Genomic DNA, 16,197 nt, shown 5'->3' on the forward strand with positions numbered 1-16,197 from the left:
TTTTCTTAAATAAAATAAAGATATTGTAATTTTATGTAGAATTCAAATTTTGATAATGCTAGAGAACCATTCAGGCACAAACTCTTATCATAGTTCCTCAAATGGCATTCGTGAAGGCCATATAAATAGTCAGCGTTTACAAATAAAAAACCAGGTATGAAGGCTTCACACCTGGACCACCTCATGTATACATGCTCTTCCATTTCTCAGTGAGCAGGCGGAAAGCCTCTTCGTCCTTTTGATCAATCGCCTGGTCGATGAGGCGTCGAAGATTATCTTTTTCTAATTCACGGATGATTTCTTTCACTTCTTTTGATGATTGCTGGCTAATTTCGATCCCCTCTTCGTAATACGGCGACACAATCGAGTGGAGGTGCGTCAAAAATTCTGGAAGTTGAAGCAGGTCTGTGACAGAAACGTACACCATCTTCTTTCCGCGTTGGAAAACAAAGATATCAAATACATTGTGCACCTTCTGACGATTGCGGTCGATAATGATTTCCCTTGATTCCATAGGAATGAATTGATAAAGCTCTTGATCAATGAGTAAAGAAAAGTACTGGTAGGCTAAAACAACGCGTATAAAACGTTTATCTTCTTTAACATAGTATGGTTTAAGCATCTTTATGTTCAACATAGGCCCACCCCTTTTTAAATTAAATCTGAATTTTCAGTATTTTATTCTATTATGGAGTATTTGTCAACAAAATGAAAGCCTTTTCTTTGAGTGTGGGCGTGCGTTAAAGGTGCTTTTTATAAGGAGAAAAACTAACATCACACAGCAAAACACCCCGTCTCCAAAGGAAACGGGGTGTTCTCATTAAATCAAGGCATGAAGCCGGTCATTCACAGTCGCTTTCACAGAAGCGAGCAGTTCTTCACTGTCTTTTCTGGATTCTGTTTTCACACCATAGTAAAACTTAATCTTCGGCTCTGTTCCTGAAGGACGCAGACAGAACCAGCAGTCATCTTCAAGGATAAACTTCAGTACGTTGGATGTTGGAAGATCAATTTCTTCTTCTGTGCCTTCCTGTACCAAATGACGGATTGTAGTGGAATAGTCTTCCACTGCTGTGACTTTTTTACCGCCGGCTTCTTTAATATCCGCATCACGGAAGTCATTCATGATGGTCTGGATCGTATCCGCTCCTTCTTTCCCTTCCAACTTAACGGATTGAAGGTCTTCAAGGAAGTATCCATGTTTCTCATACAACTCATCAAGGGCTTCCAACAATGTCTTTCCTTGGTTCTTCCAATGAGCTCCCACTTCCGCTGCAAGAACAGCCGCCTGCACAGCATCCTTATCGCGTGCAAAATCCTTCACGAGGTAGCCATAGCTTTCTTCATAACCGAATAAGAAAGAGTATTCACCGGTACGTTCATATTCACGGATTTTTTCTCCGATAAATTTAAAGCCGGTTAACGTATCGAGTGAGCCCGCTCCATAGGAGTGAGCGATGACACGGCCGAACTCAGACGTTACGATTGTTTTAATAAGAAGACTGTTGTCCGGAAGGTCTTCACTTTGACCAAGGATGTAGTCGAGCATAAGCGCTCCTGTCTGGTTTCCAGTAAGAACTGTGTATTCCCCGTCCTTATTCGGTACCGCAATACCTAAACGGTCAGCATCGGGATCGGTCGCCATCAGCAGGTCAGCCCCAATGGACTTCCCTTGCTCAATCGCCATCTCAAACGCCTGATGCTCCTCAGGATTTGGAGAGGCGACTGTTGAGAACTCAGGGTCCGGTTTGGCTTGTTCCTCAACGATATGAACAGAGGAAAAGCCGCTTTGATGTAAGCCCTTCTCCACTAAGTGACGTGCCGTTCCATGTAAAGGAGTGAAGACAACAGACAGATCTTTCGCGATATCCGGCTGTACGGTCACTGTTTTTAAAGCTTCTAAGTAGGCGGCATCGACCTCTTCATCCACCCAGCGAAGCAGGCCGGAATCTTCTATTTCTTTTTGATCCGCTACATCCACTTTCAATTCGTTCTCTACTTTATTGACAAAATCAATCATGATTTCAGCCTGTTCAGGCGGCAGCTGCCCGCCGTCTTCGTTATAGGCTTTAAACCCATTATACTCTGGAGGATTGTGGCTTGCTGTTACAACTACACCAGCCGCTGCGTTCAAATGACGAACCGCAAAAGATAGTTCCGGAGTTGGCCGAAGAGAAGTAAAGACGTAAGAAGGAATGCCGTGATGCCCTAATACACGTGCGGTTTCAACAGCAAATTCTTTCGACATATACCGGGAATCATAAGCAATCGCCACCCCTCGATTGGAAAGTCCCTGATCGTTGACATAAGCGGCTAAACCTTCGGCTGCTTTTCGAATCGTATAAATGTTCATTCGGTTCGTTCCAGGTCCTATTTTCCCGCGCATGCCGCCTGTTCCAAATTCGAGATTCTTATAGAAAGCATCTTCTAAAGACTGCTCATCCTCTGTCAGTTCTTCCAACTTGGCTGCAAGATCCGCATCCAATTCGGTAAACTCTTTCCATCTGTTGTATTCATTTTTCCACATAGCCAACACTCCTTTGTTCTCTTTTATAAGGGGAAACGTTCCTGAGAAGTTTCCTTATCCATCTACTGTTTTAAAAGGAGGAAGAACCAACATCTTCTCCTATCGTCTAACAATCTATGATTCTTAGACATCAATCGATCACTGGGATCTTTTTCTGCACTCTTCTTCGTAATTCGCCATCATACGGGAGAATTCCTGTATAGGGGAATGAGTTCTTGAAAAGAGAACCTTTTTACTTATGTATCCTGTAAGTAAGCCTTTACATTTTAAAAATCAGTGCCTGTTTTTTGATCAGTGATTTTACAAGTATTGTACCATAATGGAAAGCAGCAGAATAGAAAACGGGCCGAGTTTTATATGGAATCCGGCCCGCTTTTTTTCTCTATAAGACTTTCTCCATCCCCCATATGAAAATGATTCCAGTTTCTATATGTCTCTGTCCTTTGAAGATAAGCTTGATGAAGAGATTTTTTGTCGTGGGAAGAGTAATCGGGGGGAAAGTTTAGATTGTTCTCTCGTAAACTCTTAATTTTATCTTTACTAATCGGGGATGCCGTTTAAACCTTTTCCATTCTATAAAAAAGTAAGTAAATGGGTTTTGATACTTTTATATACCATCAGTTCTTTAGCCACATCATCACGGATGTTCTGCAGTTCTTCCTGAACTCGATAAACTGCAATCTTGCCCTCACGGATAAATTCATCCGCTTTCCCGTATACGCCCAGCTCCCATACAATATCCGTAATCATTTTTTCATATTTACGAAGTGGACATGGCAGCGGCCCGCCCCCTATATACATAGCTTTCACCTCCTAGTACTTTTATCACATTTATTTATATACCACCTTCCAAATTTCGTCAAGTTTACCTTTATTTCCAGAAAAAGTGCTTTTTTACAGGTTTCAAGGCACCTTCACTCTTTTTCATTTATGAACTGTGATGAAAATGAACAAAAGCCCCTTTAAAAAGGTTTTTTCATAGAATAGAAAGGATTACCTTTCTATGGTAGAGAAGACTGTTGTAATAGATTTGTTTCCCACATCACTTCTATGCCTTACGAGTCACTTGAACGATAGAATAATAAGGAAAGAGAACATGAAAACGATAGAAAATTATTCCTTATTCCCTGTCGATCGGCATCACACGCTTCCTTTTTTACCGAACACACCAGGGTCGGGCATTTATACGCCTTCTTTTGTGTAGAATAGTCGGATAATTCGCTCTTGTACTTCAATTTCCTTTCCGTTACAATGTCCTTTATATAAAGAATAATGTTTATTTCTAGTAGACAAGGAGTGTGAACGATGAAAAATACCATTACCGTAGGATTGCTGGGACTGGGAACAGTCGGAAGCGGCGTCATTGAGATTCTGCGTGATCATAAGGAACGCATTGAACATAAAACCGGGTGTGATGTCACCATTAAGTCCGTGCTTGTCCATGACCTATCCAAACAGCGCGAGCTTCCTGCTGAGACCCAATTAACTGATCAATACGAAGACATTACGAGGGATCCCGAGATTGATGTCATCGTAGAGGTGATGGGTGGTATCGAACACACATTAACCATATTGTTAGAAGCGATTGAACACGGCAAGCATATCGTAACAGCCAACAAAGACTTAGTCGCCCAGCACGGCGAACAGTTATTTGAAGCGTGCCAGAAACATAACTGCGACCTTTATTATGAAGCGAGTGTCGCTGGTGGTATTCCTATTATCCGCTCCATTATGGATGGATTGTCCTCCGACCGCATCCGCAAAATGATGGGCATTGTTAACGGCACGACGAATTACATTATGACGAAAATGGATCAGGACGGCGTTGATTTTGATACGGTCCTAAAAGAAGCTCAGGATTTAGGCTTTGCTGAGGCAGACCCTACAGCTGATGTGGATGGACTGGATGCAGCGAGAAAAATGACAATTCTGTCCATTCTTGGTTTTTCTATGCCGTATAACTTAGATGATGTGGATGTCAAAGGAATCCGCGGCATTTCGATTGATGATATTGATTATGCCAAAGAAATGGGCTATCGAATCAAACTGATCGGTATCGCTGAAAATGATGCCAACGGAGTATCCGTCAGCGTCGAACCGACCTTCCTGCCGGCGGAACATCCGCTATCTTCTGTCCATGATGAATATAACGCGGTCTATGTATATGGCGATGCCGTAGGAGAAACGATGTTCTACGGACCAGGAGCCGGTAAACTGCCGACAGCAACAGCCGTTGTTGCAGACTTAATTGCGGTGTTGAAAAATATCCGCCTTGGAACAACAGGCACAGCTTACGTACAGCCTCAGTTCCCTAAGCAGTTGAAAGAGAAGCACGAAAAACTGACGAAGAAATACCTGCGTCTCCATGTGGATGATCAGGCAGGTATGTTAAGAGATATGACCAACATTTTCGCTGAATACGGCATTTCCTTCGATCAGTTCACACAGCGCGCAACAGAAGAAGAAGGCGAACGTGAATTGATGATGGTTACCCACAAAGTAAGTGAAGAAGATTTCGAAAAAGCAAGACAGGATCTCGAAGGTCTTGAATCTGTAAGACGGATCGACAGCATTTTCCGTGTAGAAGGGGAGGATTGACATGTGGCGAGGGTTGATTCATGAATATGGAGAGTTTCTACCAGTAACCGAAAAGACACCAAAGTTGACTTTGCATGAAGGAAATACGCCGCTTCTTCCCATTCCAGCCATTTCCCAGGATCTTGGGATAGAAGGATATGTGAAGATTGAAGGTGCCAATCCAACCGGCTCATTTAAAGACCGCGGCATGGTTATGGCTATGGCGAAAGCGATCGAAGAAGGATCAGAGGCTGTGATTTGTGCGTCCACAGGTAACACATCCGCTTCCGCTGCCGCCTTTGCTGCACGCGCCGGCCTGCGCTGCATTGTTGTGATTCCAGATGGCAAAATTGCAGAAGGAAAGCTGGCTCAGGCAGTGATGTACGGAGCTGAGATCTTTGCGATTAAAGGGAATTTCGATGATGCGCTCAGAATGGTTCAAAAGCTGGCGGAAACCGAACCTGTCACCCTTGTAAATTCAGTGAACCCGTACCGGATTGAAGGCCAGAAAACAGGGGCCTTTGAAGTGTGCGACGCTTTAGGAACAGCACCTGACATCTTAAGTATCCCTGTCGGTAACGCTGGTAATATTACAGCCTACTGGAAAGGGTTTAAAGAATACAATGAACGCAGCGGTTTTGGACTACCTAAGATGATGGGCTTTGAAGCGAGCGGCTCTGCAGCTATCGTCCGTAATCAGGTGATTGAGGATCCGGAAACATTGGCAACAGCCATCCGTATCGGTAATCCAGCAAGCTGGGATAAAGCATTGAAAGCCCGTGATGAATCAAACGGTCTCATTGATGAAGTGACAGATGAAGAGATTGTCCAAGCCTACCAGCTGCTGGCTGAAAAAGAAGGGGTCTTTGCAGAACCGGCTTCCTGCGCATCACTTGCAGGCACGATTAAAAAAGTGAAAGACGGCACCATCCCGCAAGGTTCAAAAATTGTCCACGTTCTGACCGGCAATGGTCTGAAGGACCCGACGACTGCCATTGAGAAAAGCCCTGTCAAACCAGCGCGCATCGAGAATGATTTCAACATTTTCGCATCCGCGGTCACAGGAGTTCAATCATGAACCGATTTCAAATACAGGTTCCCGCCACTTCAGCGAACTTAGGACCTGGATTTGATTCGGTCGGCATCGCCCTTTCTAAGTTCGTGACCCTGGATTGTGAACCAGCAGAGGATTGGCATTTTTCCGTCCCTGTCGAAGATCAGCCTTATATCCCTTCAGGAAAAAGCAACCTGATTTATAAAACAGCGCTCTATACAGCAGAAACGATGGGCTATGACACCTTACCGGCCACGCATGTCACTTTGACGAATCAAGTGCCGATTGCCCGCGGCCTGGGAAGCTCCTCAACAGCGGTTGTCGGAGGCATTGAACTGGCTGATCATTTACTACAACTTGGATTGAGCCGATACGAAAAATTTAAGATCGCCTGCGAAATTGAAGGCCACCCGGATAATGTCGGACCGGCCATTTACGGAGGAGTCATGGTCTCTAATTACGACGGCACAAATCTCGACTATGTTCATTTTGTTGATGGATTGGAGAAGCTGACCTGGCTTACGATTGTGCCTGATTATCATTTAGAAACAGAAAAAGCGCGCGGATTACTCCCTGTAGAGATCGATTACAAACAGGCGGTCAATAACAGCGGAAGCGCCAACGTTCTTGTCGCGGCCCTGGCTGCACAAAACTGGCCGCTTGCCGGTAAAATGATGAAACGGGATCAGTGGCATCAACCTTACCGCAAAGTATTGATCCCGGGGTTCGCTTCTGTTACAGAAACGCTTGAGCAGGAAGGGGCTCTCGGTTATTATATCAGCGGGGCAGGACCGACCATGGTCGCATTATTTGACCAATGGGAGGACAATAAAGAGGACCGCCTTCAAACGGCTCTCTCTTCCTATCACGTCGAAGCCCTTCAAGTCGACTTTAAGGGAGTCCGCACGGAAACAATCACGCAGGTATCTGCTTCAGAGTAACGGATAACACAAAGAACCAGTGGTGGCCTCCACTGGTTCTTTTTCTTTTTTCCTCTATTAAATATGGATGCCTTTTTAACGAAATCTTCTATGAAAGAGTAAGAGAATGATGATTCCTACAAGAGCTCCCACACTGTCTAATCCAACATCACCTATGTAGGGAGTACGATTCGGGGTAAGCGACTGGTGAAATTCATCGAAGCACGCATAGAGAACCGTCACAGCAAATCCTGTCATCAGTTTTATGGAACGTTTCCAACCTGTATTTACATCTAAAGCAAGAAACATCGTCACCATAAGAAGACAATAGATCGTGAGATGTGCCCCTTTTCTAATGAAAAATTCGATTAAACCATCCACTCCATGCGTCGCTACGCTGACAGGTTCCCCGTGATAGCTGAAAGAGATCGGCTCTACGATTGGACGCAATAGTTCCAGTGGGAGATATAGATTCATGGTTGGTCGTAAGTTTTGTTCTTCGTACGGTTGTGAGGAGAAATAGAAAAGAAGACCCATTACCCCCACTGGTAATAAACCAAAGATTAATCTTTTATACAAAAATATTCACACTTTCCATTATAATTTGTTATTTTACATACAAATAGTCTACAACAAGTTCTCTTATACTAAAAGATTTCATAAATTTATATTACCTACTATTAAAATGAACGAATCTTGTATACAATTATACTTGAACAGATAAAGGGGGATTCGTAAGTGGCAAAGAAGAGTAAACAATATGATTACGACTTAAGCGAAGTCAAGCGGCTTATCGGTGAAACAGATAAAAACTACCGGGAAATCGCTGCAGAGACAGGGTGTCCCTATGCCAGCGTCGTTTACCATGGCCGTAAAATTCGTGGACGCGTCAATCGTATGCGCCAGGAAGAGATCAGTATGGAACAACCACCATCACTTCTATCATTAAGTGAAGAGTCAAACGAGGAATCTAAAATGTTGTCTGGCGGGACGACGTTAAGTATTTCGAGAAATCAAGTCCATATCCAGGATGCGGAGCAGGAAGCAATTAAAATGATTAAAGCTGCACGCGCCTTGGGATTAAGTAAAATTAACATAACCATAGAAAAATAAGAAAGCGGAAAAAGTCCTGGAGCTATTCATTATCCGGGGCTTTTTTTACAGGATGTGTTTCAAGTCCTTCAACTTGTTTCTCGCATGCCTCCCCCAGTTCTTGACAGCATCTGTCGTCACATTTTCTAAACAGGCAATTTGAGAAATGGAGCGGTCCATAATAATAAAGTGATAGACCCACTTCCACTGATTCTTTGATAACAGGGCACGCACTTCCTCCCATAAGTAATGATCGGCTGTTTCATCTTCAAAAAGGTAATGTTCCTCTTGCTGCAGCCGCTGTTTATATTCTTCCTCCACCTCTATTTTCCGGCTGTCTCTGCGAATCAAATCAATGAGTGCATTTCGTATCTTCCAGTTGATATACGAATGAAAAGAACCCGCCGCTTCATCATATGTACGATAAGCTTCCCATAGAGCAACCAGCCCCTCAGCAAAGAAATCTCCGTTACGGTCATCAATATGCAGACGCTTGATGTGATAATAAATCAGACGTTCACTTTCAGCTGCAATTCTTTCAAAGGTTTCATCCTTCATCATAAATCAACACCATCCTCTAAATTGATCCTTCATAACTATAATCGTTTGAAAAGGAGGTTTTGGTGTCATTAATTTTCCAACTTTTTTATTTTATCCCAGTAAAAATGAATTTTCTCTTCTCCTTTCATGGGAAATATAGGATAATAGTATTATAGAAAGGAGTGTCTTATGAAAGAAGAAATCCCTGTATTCCATGATTGTGAAGGTCTGATTTATTACACCTTAAAACGCCTCGAGGTGCCGGAACCCTACGAAGATTACTATCAGGAAAGCTATCTAGTCTATCATCGCATTGTATCTTCCTATAACCCCTCACGCAGTAAATTCACCACCTATTACGGCCACGCCCTTTATTACCACTTTCAAACCCTCATCCGCCATGAACAGCGCAGGCAGGAAGCTGTTCATTCTCTTTCCATGAACAGCTTTTTTTGTGCGTCAGACCCCCTCACAGTGAATCTTTCTCTCATCGATATCCACCGTGTGCTCTCCTCCTTTGAACATTCCGTCCTTCGATTGACCTCTATGGGATATACCACAGAAGAAATAGCTGACCGGTTAAACAGGAGTAATTCTACCATCAAGCGTGCCCGCAGGCGTTCGAGACAGAAGCTCACCCGTTTATTCGTGACAAAATAAGGGAAATAGTTTTATATCCCAATGCAACGGAGGAATCGATTTGGTAGAGACGTCCCGTTCCTTGTTTCCTCTTGCCAACATCTGGTTAGATGGTACGCCCACAACGTATACACACGCCTTCCTCGAACGCCTGGCCTATGAATGGATGATTGAAATTGTTAACCCTTTTCCTATTCCTATTATGGAAGACAAAGAATACGTTCTTTATATCTCCATCGAATTAACCGATGGGACAACCTACTCAAGCATCCCTATTGAGTCTTACAGCATAGAAGTAGGAACTGAATTTACGATTTATCGTTTTCATATGTATCCCCCGGCATGACCTTTCATGGAATGTTATAATGGTTCCGACGTTTTATGGAAAGGAAGAGCGTATGTTATATCTAGGATTTGCTGGTTTTTTTCTCATCTATTTAATTCTGGGATGGTTCACGGATGTCGTTGAAATGTCCCCATTCAGTGCCGTCTTTAGTGTAGCTTTCTTTTTCGGTAACCTTTATCTTTACTGGAAAGAGAAAAGGAAAAGCTCCCAATCATAAGAAATGGTCCACCGTTTATTTTCGGTGGACCATTTTCATTAGGTGAGAATATTTAAAGTGATTGGAATCGTCACCACGCTGATCAACGTCGTAATTAAGGTAATACTGGAGACAAGCTCAGGTTTCGAGTTGAATTGTACTGCATACATTGTCGTTGTCGCTGCCGATGGCATAGCCGCTGATATAATCAGCACATTCGCCATCATGTCATTCATCGGGAGAACGACCGTCAGCGCCCAGGCGATGAGCGGAGAGCCCAGCAGCCTAAGTGTTGCAGCATAAGAAATCTTATCCCAGGCAAGATTTTTCACCGTAATATTCGCAAGCTGCATACCAAGAAGAATCATGACACTTGGTATAGTCGCATCGCCCACGAGCTGAATACTGGAGCGGATATTTTCTGGAATAGGAATCGACATATATTTAAAGAGCAGCGCCATCCATACCGCATGGGTCGGCGGCATTTTTAATACGGTCTTTATTGCCATACTGATGCCGGCGGCTCCTTTGGCAGCGTAATAGACCCCGAAGAAATTCATTACAATCTGCTGAAGCACCATAAACGATACCGAGTACACAAATCCTTCTTCACCAAAAGCAAACAGAACGATTGGAGCACCGTAATTTCCCGCATTCATAAAGGCCGTCGATAAAATCAGGCCGCTTTCCGTCGGCGTTTCGTACTTCAGCAGTCTGGCCGCAATTTTATTGATGAGTAGAATACTGAATAACAACAGAATAGAAAAAGCAATCATCATGAAATAATCCTGATCAAACGTAGCTCCGTAAAAAGTGTCAAAAACGAGACAGGGAAGCATGATATATAAAGTGACCGTCGAAATGGATTTAATCTCGAGATGAAGGATTTTCTGAAGGGCATATCCTGCAAAAAAGACGAGAATGACGGGTAGTACTACTTGGAAGAAGATCGACATTCCTTCTCCCTCCTTTTCTCATTGATCCGTTTATAACTCTACCAGTCTATCAGAAATGGAAACGCCTGTCTCCTTCAAGAACTCTCCCATGCGCGGGAATTCTAACGAAAGAAACCTACCACCGTCCTAGTGGAACCACGCTTAATCTCATCAACGTATCGGGACCTGGAAACTGCGAGACTCCTTCGGAAAGAGAGTGGTTTCCAGACCCCCATTGGCACACGTCAGGATACGGGTTTCCAGAACTTTAGCATCATCATAATTAAATCAACAAGCCTCTATAAACTTCATAAAAAAAGAGCCCCCCTCATCCGGGGAGCCTCCCATTTCGGTTATTTCACTTTCTTCAGCCAGTATTCTCCGTTTTTGTACTCAATTTGTTCCGGGTACCTTAAATCTGTGACTTCGTCCTGTGTCTGCTGAGATGGTGGTGCTGTCAGCAACGACACGATGACGTTCGCTAAAATGGCAGCCGATGCTCCGAACACACCCGCCCCTGTATCGATAATTCCAAGAATCGTAAATCCTCCAAATTTGGAGGCAAAGATATAACTGAGCGTGACCGTTAATCCGACGATCATCCCTGCAATAACCCCGGGACCATTGGCGCGCTTCCACCACACTCCCAGCAGCAAGGCAGGAAAGAACGATCCAGAGGCAAGCGCAAAGGCCCATGCGACTATCTGCGTAATCGCTCCGGGTGGATTCAGTGCGACCAAGCCGGCTACTACTGTTGCGAGCACTATGGACCAGCGCCCGACAGATAAGCGTTTCTTCTCACTAGCATTCGGATTAATCGAGCGGAAATAAATGTCATGGGACAAGGCTGCTGAAATAGCAATCATCAATCCGCCTGCGGTTGAAAGCGCAGCGGCCATCGCTCCCGCAGCCATTAAACCGATGATGAATATGCCGAGGTTGGCTATTTCAGGTGTAGCCATGACGACGATGTCATTACTAATCACAAGTTCAGTCCATTGCAGGACTCCGTCGCCGTTGCCGTCAGCAAGAGAAAGTTTTCCAGTATCCACCCAGGCTTCAGTCCAGGCAGGGAGATTCCCGAGGGAAGACCCCGCTACTTGTGTCATGAGAATAAAACGGGAAAACGCTGCGTAGGCAGGAGCTGATAAATAAAGCAGACCAATAAATAATAGAGCCCAGGCCCCGCTCCAGCGTGCGGCTTTCATTGTTTTTACTGTATAAAAGCGTACAATAACGTGCGGCAGTCCAGCGGTTCCTGCCATCAGTGTAAACATTAAGGCGATAAACTGCCATTTCGATCCTTCTGTAAATGGAACAATATATTCAGAAATACCAAGCTCCTGATCAAGGACCCGCATTTCTGAAATAACTTCCCCATAAGACAGCCACGGCACCGGATTTTGTGTTAACTGAAGGGACATGAAGATCACTGGAATTAAATAAGCAATGATGAGTACCAAATACTGGGCTACCTGCGTCCACGTAATCCCCTTCATCCCTCCCATAGCTGAATAAAAAGCGATGAGTACAACACCAATCAGCGTTCCAATCATGGTATCGACTTCAAGTAAGCGCCCGATGACAACCCCGGATCCAGACAGCTGTCCGACTGAGTACGTAAAGCTGATTATGATGGTAGCGACCGCTGCAATCAGGCGTGCAGTGTTGCTCCGGTAGCGGTCACCGATGAACTCCGGCACTGTATACCGCCCGTATTTTCTTAACTGAGGTGCTAAAAGGAAGGTAAGCAGCAAATAGCCGCCGGTCCATCCCATAATATAAGCAAGACCATCATATCCAAGAATCATAACCGTTCCAGCAAGCCCGATGAATGAAGCTGCACTCATCCAATCGGCGCCAATAGCCATTCCATTAAATACAGGTGGTACCCCACGACCGGCAACGTAAAAATCTGATGTAGCCCTTGCTTTATTGTAAACAGCAATCCCTATGTAAAGGCCAAAAGTTGCGACAATTAAAGCAAGGGAGACAGTAAACTGTGCGTCCATACTTCTCCCCCTATCTTATTGGTTCACGGCTTGATCCTTCTCTTCCGGATCGTCTTTAGGTACAAGTCCAAATTTCTTATCCACGGCATCGCTGATGATAGCATTAAAAAATAACAAAACGATAAAGGTTACAATGGCTCCTTGTGATCCCATATAATAAGGCAGAGGAATGCCCATCACTGTAAAGGACGAAAGGTTCTCGGCAAAAAGTACAACTACAAATGAAACGAGGACACCGATTCCGAGGTAAATACAGATCAGCGTTGTCCTCAACCGGAAATAGGCTTTGGCTCTTTCAGGATTCATTTTCTTCACGTTTCTCACCTCCCTTCACGTTATCCCCTTAGATTAAAGATGAATTGAACGGTGTCCCAAAATGGCATAGGAACCATAGCGATCTTCACCAGGCCCACAATGAATAAAGCAGCTATCGGCATAACGAGAAAGAATGGCTTCTTTTTTCTGAGGGCGAATACAACAGACAAAACGGTAACCACTGCGAGAAAGACTGGAATCAACAAAAACTCACCACCTTTTTTGAAAGCGCATACAAAATTTCGCAGGATAAAATTGTTAGAATTAACAGAATATTGTATTCTGTATTATTCTAAAGTTCTCAAATTTTGTCAATAGGTCAGAAAAAAGGAATGTTTATTCATTCGGGATAGCAACAAAAAAGCAGCATCTACATAGATGCTGCTTACACGATTTATAAACCAAACATGGCACGCCACGTCTTTGGACCTACAATGCCATCCACCAGCAAATGATACGTATCCTGATACAACCGCACGAAACGTTCGGTCTGTTTCCCATATAGACCGTCGACTTCCGCCCCTGCTGTTTTTTGGATTTCCTTGACCTGGTCTCCCTGTGAACCAATGCGGAATGGAATTCCCGGATAGGTCCGGTCATACAGCCGTTTTAAAGTAATGGGACCAACGATGCCATCCGCTTCCAGCCTTTCTTTCTCTTGAAAAGTCTTCACGCTCTTATCTGTCATAGGGCCGAAGCGGCCGTCTATAGGTCCTGGTGAATAACCAAGATCCCTGAGCATCATCTGAATATCCTCAACGCCCCTTCCACTGCTTCCTTCTTTCCATATGGAGATTCCAGGATGAAAGTCAAGGTGGGCATAATCTTTAAACTTTCTCCAGTCCCCTCCCCACGAGAATCCCATAGACTTGGCTATGCCTGCCACTTTCCGCCACTGATCATCAACCGTCCAAACAGCTGTTTTCCCATCAGGTGTCACAAGAAAAAAGTCGACCGCACGGCCGGTATGATGATTGCTTTGTCCCGGCTTTGCATAGGTAACAATACTGCCTGGTTTTCCGTATTTTTTGTCGTTCCAGTAATAGTCCGGACGGCCCTGTCCATATAATTCTGCCTGCTCGTGAAGGGTCCGGTGACCAGATGAGATTTGAACATATATTCCCTTCTTATAGGCTTGTTCAATCAGTTCCTCAACCTTTTCCTTTACATCTTTTCGGACAGCACCAATATTTGCTCTGCTCCGTTCTTTTAAAATCTCGACTGAAATCATGTTTATCCCCTCCTACTTTAATAATCGAAGGAGGAGAAGATTTGGTGTCAAAATAAATCAGGATGCTTTTAAGTTTTTGAAAATATTAAATACAAACGTCAATACACCGAGCGAGGTGATCGTGGCACCTGCAGCAACCACGGGGATGACAGCTTCATTTTCCCGGGCTACAACAAAAAACAAGCCAATCATCATGACCGGCAGTCCGATGTTATGAAGCCAAAAGTGGATTTTTCCTGATAATGAATTCGCAAGGGCCGGAAATAAATGATATAAAATCCCCGCCAGCGTAAGAGCCGTCCAGCCGAGTAAGTTGATGTGCACATGGACAGGCGTAAGCACGTAGCTGTGCACGATGGACATATAATAGCCAATCGCGATTCCAACCGCAAAATACAGACTCGAAATCTTAATCAATGTAATCCCCATTTTGTTTCCCTCCTTTTTTTATGATACATACGCACTATCCTGTAAAAACAGAATGATGGATTATTGAAAGGAAGCGTCGTAAAATGAAGAAGAATCCCATTAAAGAGGTGAAGGACCTATGAAAATAGAAGTATGGTCAGATTTTGTCTGTCCTTTCTGCTATATCGGTAAACGAAGATTAGAAGAAGCACTTGCCCAATTCCCGGATCAAACGGTAAATGTTGAATATAAAAGCTTTGAACTGGATCCAAATGCCGAACGTAACACAGGCCGAAACATGCATGAAAAATTAGCAGCTAAATATGGCCGTTCCATTGACGAAGCTCGTGAAATGACGAGAAATATGACGGAGCAGGCGAAGATGTCCGGACTGGATTTTCATTTTGAATCCATGATTCCGACGAACACATTCGATGCACACCGCGTTGCCCAGCTTGCCAATGAAAAAGGGCTTGGCAAAGAAACCGCTGAACGGTTCTTTAAAGCCGTACTGACTGACTCTAAGGATATCGGTGATCCTGAGACAATCGCGGATATGGCCGTCGAAGCAGGTCTTGACCGCGATGAAGTTGTGAAGGTGCTGGAAAGCTCTGATTATGCAGAAGCGGTTCGAAAAGAAGAGATGGAAGCCCAGCAGATCGGTGTTCAGGGTGTGCCTTTCTTCGTAATCAATCGTAAGTATGCCATTTCTGGCGCACAGCCGACAGAAGCGTTTGTTCAAGGTTTGGAGAAAGCTTTTGCGGAAGAAGCTAAACAACCAGCTTTTGAAGATTTATCGACAGACAATGGAGCAGCCTGCAATGAAGATGGCTGCGAAGTTCCCGGTCAGGGAAAGTAAGTAAATCAAAAAAAGCCACGGACTGCTCCGTGGCTTTTTTATATACTTACATCAAAACAGACTGTCTTATATATAATTCGTATCAACTACTTTATATAATCCCCTGGAACCGGAGGACGATTTCTGCGATGACAGCAGATCCGAGGAAGGTCCCGACCATCACACACATCGCTACCACAATACTGCGCCACCCAAGCTTTACGAAATCCGTCCAGGAACGGCCGATGGCAATGCCCGCATAAGCAAGAATCGGCGTTGTCAGTGCAAGTAGATTGACTTCGCTTGTTGTTTCAACGAAAAAAGATGAACCAGGCAGCCAGGGCATCGAGACAAGAATTCCTATCAATGCGACATATGCGACACTCGGAATCTCCCCCGGCATAATCTTTCCAACCCACAGTCCTGCGAGGCAGATACCAATTAAGACAAGCATTCCAGGAAGCGCGTCCCATACGACGGTATCATAACCGATCCAGTTTCCAATTAATCCAACCGCTCCTAAAATAGCTAAAAGTACAATCCATTCCTGTATATTTTTTAACATCA

19 protein-coding genes are annotated in these 16,197 nt (G+C 44.2%); 7 read left to right on the top strand and 12 right to left on the bottom strand.

The annotated features are described in order from the left end of the window. Nucleotides 1-181: 181 nt before the first annotated feature. From LC036_RS08930 to LC036_RS08940, 3 genes are all read right to left on the bottom strand, one after another. The gene (locus tag LC036_RS08930) at nucleotides 182-637 is read right to left on the bottom strand and encodes an IDEAL domain-containing protein (RefSeq protein ID WP_226581227.1); all 456 of its coding nucleotides are present in this window, start codon (nucleotides 635-637) and stop codon (nucleotides 182-184) included. 183 nt (nucleotides 638-820) lie between these two features. Further along, nucleotides 821-2,527 carry a phospho-sugar mutase gene (locus tag LC036_RS08935; protein WP_226581230.1) on the bottom strand — a complete coding sequence of 569 codons (1,707 nt, stop codon included), beginning with the start codon at nucleotides 2,525-2,527 and terminating at the stop codon, nucleotides 821-823. A 573-nt stretch (nucleotides 2,528-3,100) separates the two neighbouring features. Further along, nucleotides 3,101-3,328, bottom strand: coding sequence for a hypothetical protein (locus LC036_RS08940; RefSeq protein ID WP_226581234.1), 228 nt, complete (start codon nucleotides 3,326-3,328; stop codon nucleotides 3,101-3,103). Nucleotides 3,329-3,832: 504 nt separating this feature from the next. Between LC036_RS08940 and LC036_RS08945 the strand changes: the two genes are divergently transcribed. From LC036_RS08945 to thrB, 3 genes are read left to right on the top strand one after another with little or no spacing between them, the layout of a single operon-like run. Further along, nucleotides 3,833-5,125, top strand: a complete 1,293-nt coding sequence (locus LC036_RS08945) for a homoserine dehydrogenase (RefSeq protein WP_226581236.1) — start codon at nucleotides 3,833-3,835, stop codon at nucleotides 5,123-5,125. Between the two features lies 1 nt (nucleotide 5,126). After that, nucleotides 5,127-6,182 (top strand): threonine synthase, encoded by a 1,056-nt coding sequence (thrC, locus tag LC036_RS08950; protein ID WP_226581238.1) that lies wholly within the window; start codon nucleotides 5,127-5,129, stop codon nucleotides 6,180-6,182. Further along, entirely contained in the window at nucleotides 6,179-7,099 is a 921-nt protein-coding gene (gene thrB / locus LC036_RS08955; protein WP_226581240.1) for a homoserine kinase, read from the top strand. Before thrC ends, thrB begins: the two co-directional genes overlap by 4 nt. Before the next feature lie 75 nt (nucleotides 7,100-7,174). Here thrB and LC036_RS08960 read toward each other — a convergent pair whose 3' ends face one another. Further along, nucleotides 7,175-7,657: a VanZ family protein gene (locus LC036_RS08960; RefSeq protein ID WP_226581242.1), complete on the bottom strand. Its 483-nt coding sequence runs from the start codon at nucleotides 7,655-7,657 to the stop codon at nucleotides 7,175-7,177. Nucleotides 7,658-7,816: 159 nt separating this feature from the next. Here LC036_RS08960 and LC036_RS08965 point away from each other — a divergent pair, with 159 nt between their 5' ends. Then, nucleotides 7,817-8,191 (top strand): hypothetical protein, encoded by a 375-nt coding sequence (locus LC036_RS08965; RefSeq protein WP_226581244.1) that lies wholly within the window; start codon nucleotides 7,817-7,819, stop codon nucleotides 8,189-8,191. Between the two features lie 45 nt (nucleotides 8,192-8,236). Here the strand turns inward: LC036_RS08965 and LC036_RS08970 are convergent, their stop codons facing one another. Beyond that, on the bottom strand, nucleotides 8,237-8,731 hold the full coding sequence (locus LC036_RS08970; protein WP_226581247.1) for a sigma-70 family RNA polymerase sigma factor: 495 nt from the start codon (nucleotides 8,729-8,731) through the stop codon (nucleotides 8,237-8,239). Between the two features lie 168 nt (nucleotides 8,732-8,899). On the opposite strand from LC036_RS08970, the gene LC036_RS08975 reads away from it, so the two are divergent. Together LC036_RS08975 and LC036_RS08980 are read left to right on the top strand one after the other, a co-directional pair. Then, nucleotides 8,900-9,370 carry a LuxR family transcriptional regulator gene (locus tag LC036_RS08975; protein WP_226581249.1) on the top strand — a complete coding sequence of 157 codons (471 nt, stop codon included), beginning with the start codon at nucleotides 8,900-8,902 and terminating at the stop codon, nucleotides 9,368-9,370. Between the two features lie 40 nt (nucleotides 9,371-9,410). Continuing rightward, nucleotides 9,411-9,695: a hypothetical protein gene (locus tag LC036_RS08980; protein ID WP_226581251.1), complete on the top strand. Its 285-nt coding sequence runs from the start codon at nucleotides 9,411-9,413 to the stop codon at nucleotides 9,693-9,695. A gap of 255 nt (nucleotides 9,696-9,950) precedes the next feature. On the opposite strand, the gene LC036_RS08985 is transcribed toward LC036_RS08980, so the two are convergent. The 6 genes from LC036_RS08985 to LC036_RS09010 form a co-directional block, all read right to left on the bottom strand. Next, nucleotides 9,951-10,847: an AEC family transporter gene (locus LC036_RS08985; protein WP_226581253.1), complete on the bottom strand. Its 897-nt coding sequence runs from the start codon at nucleotides 10,845-10,847 to the stop codon at nucleotides 9,951-9,953. Between the two features lie 332 nt (nucleotides 10,848-11,179). Continuing rightward, nucleotides 11,180-12,838: a sodium:solute symporter family protein gene (locus LC036_RS08990; protein WP_226581255.1), complete on the bottom strand. Its 1,659-nt coding sequence runs from the start codon at nucleotides 12,836-12,838 to the stop codon at nucleotides 11,180-11,182. A gap of 15 nt (nucleotides 12,839-12,853) precedes the next feature. After that, complete coding sequence (locus LC036_RS08995) at nucleotides 12,854-13,144, bottom strand: sodium/substrate symporter small subunit (RefSeq protein ID WP_264188263.1); 291 nt, start codon at nucleotides 13,142-13,144, stop codon at nucleotides 12,854-12,856. 29 nt (nucleotides 13,145-13,173) lie between these two features. After that, nucleotides 13,174-13,359 (bottom strand): hypothetical protein, encoded by a 186-nt coding sequence (locus LC036_RS09000; protein WP_226581260.1) that lies wholly within the window; start codon nucleotides 13,357-13,359, stop codon nucleotides 13,174-13,176. Nucleotides 13,360-13,547: 188 nt separating this feature from the next. Beyond that, a complete protein-coding gene (locus LC036_RS09005) occupies nucleotides 13,548-14,384 on the bottom strand; it encodes a peptidoglycan-binding protein (RefSeq protein ID WP_226581263.1) in 837 nt (278 codons plus the stop codon). A gap of 57 nt (nucleotides 14,385-14,441) precedes the next feature. Further along, the gene (locus LC036_RS09010) at nucleotides 14,442-14,813 is read right to left on the bottom strand and encodes a cbb3-type cytochrome c oxidase subunit I (protein WP_226581265.1); all 372 of its coding nucleotides are present in this window, start codon (nucleotides 14,811-14,813) and stop codon (nucleotides 14,442-14,444) included. A gap of 118 nt (nucleotides 14,814-14,931) precedes the next feature. Here LC036_RS09010 and LC036_RS09015 point away from each other — a divergent pair, with 118 nt between their 5' ends. Next, a complete protein-coding gene (locus LC036_RS09015; RefSeq protein WP_226581269.1) occupies nucleotides 14,932-15,651 on the top strand; it encodes a DsbA family protein in 720 nt (239 codons plus the stop codon). 91 nt (nucleotides 15,652-15,742) lie between these two features. Here LC036_RS09015 and LC036_RS09020 read toward each other — a convergent pair whose 3' ends face one another. Then, entirely contained in the window at nucleotides 15,743-16,195 is a 453-nt protein-coding gene (locus LC036_RS09020; RefSeq protein ID WP_226581271.1) for a lysine exporter LysO family protein, read from the bottom strand. Between the last annotated feature and the right edge of the window lie 2 nt (nucleotides 16,196-16,197).

The sequence above is a fragment of the Halobacillus litoralis genome (assembly GCF_020524025.1).
GTDB classification, from domain to species: domain Bacteria; phylum Bacillota; class Bacilli; order Bacillales; family Halobacillaceae; genus Halobacillus; species Halobacillus litoralis_D.

What these genes read in the sequence shown, in the direction of transcription:
- LC036_RS08930 (WP_226581227.1), bottom strand. Translation starts at nt 637, where the DNA reads ATGTTGAACATAAAGATGCTTAAACCATACTATGTTAAAGAAGATAAA.
- LC036_RS08935 (WP_226581230.1), bottom strand. Translation starts at nt 2,527, where the DNA reads ATGTGGAAAAATGAATACAACAGATGGAAAGAGTTTACCGAATTGGAT.
- LC036_RS08940 (WP_226581234.1), bottom strand. Translation starts at nt 3,328, where the DNA reads ATGTATATAGGGGGCGGGCCGCTGCCATGTCCACTTCGTAAATATGAA.
- LC036_RS08945 (WP_226581236.1), top strand. Translation starts at nt 3,833, where the DNA reads ATGAAAAATACCATTACCGTAGGATTGCTGGGACTGGGAACAGTCGGA.
- thrC (WP_226581238.1), top strand. Translation starts at nt 5,127, where the DNA reads ATGTGGCGAGGGTTGATTCATGAATATGGAGAGTTTCTACCAGTAACC.
- thrB (WP_226581240.1), top strand. Translation starts at nt 6,179, where the DNA reads ATGAACCGATTTCAAATACAGGTTCCCGCCACTTCAGCGAACTTAGGA.
- LC036_RS08970 (WP_226581247.1), bottom strand. Translation starts at nt 8,731, where the DNA reads ATGATGAAGGATGAAACCTTTGAAAGAATTGCAGCTGAAAGTGAACGT.
- LC036_RS08975 (WP_226581249.1), top strand. Translation starts at nt 8,900, where the DNA reads ATGAAAGAAGAAATCCCTGTATTCCATGATTGTGAAGGTCTGATTTAT.
- LC036_RS08985 (WP_226581253.1), bottom strand. Translation starts at nt 10,847, where the DNA reads ATGTCGATCTTCTTCCAAGTAGTACTACCCGTCATTCTCGTCTTTTTT.
- LC036_RS08990 (WP_226581255.1), bottom strand. Translation starts at nt 12,838, where the DNA reads ATGGACGCACAGTTTACTGTCTCCCTTGCTTTAATTGTCGCAACTTTT.
- LC036_RS08995 (WP_264188263.1), bottom strand. Translation starts at nt 13,144, where the DNA reads ATGAATCCTGAAAGAGCCAAAGCCTATTTCCGGTTGAGGACAACGCTG.
- LC036_RS09005 (WP_226581263.1), bottom strand. Translation starts at nt 14,384, where the DNA reads ATGATTTCAGTCGAGATTTTAAAAGAACGGAGCAGAGCAAATATTGGT.
- LC036_RS09010 (WP_226581265.1), bottom strand. Translation starts at nt 14,813, where the DNA reads ATGGGGATTACATTGATTAAGATTTCGAGTCTGTATTTTGCGGTTGGA.
- LC036_RS09015 (WP_226581269.1), top strand. Translation starts at nt 14,932, where the DNA reads ATGAAAATAGAAGTATGGTCAGATTTTGTCTGTCCTTTCTGCTATATC.
- LC036_RS09020 (WP_226581271.1), bottom strand. Translation starts at nt 16,195, where the DNA reads ATGTTAAAAAATATACAGGAATGGATTGTACTTTTAGCTATTTTAGGA.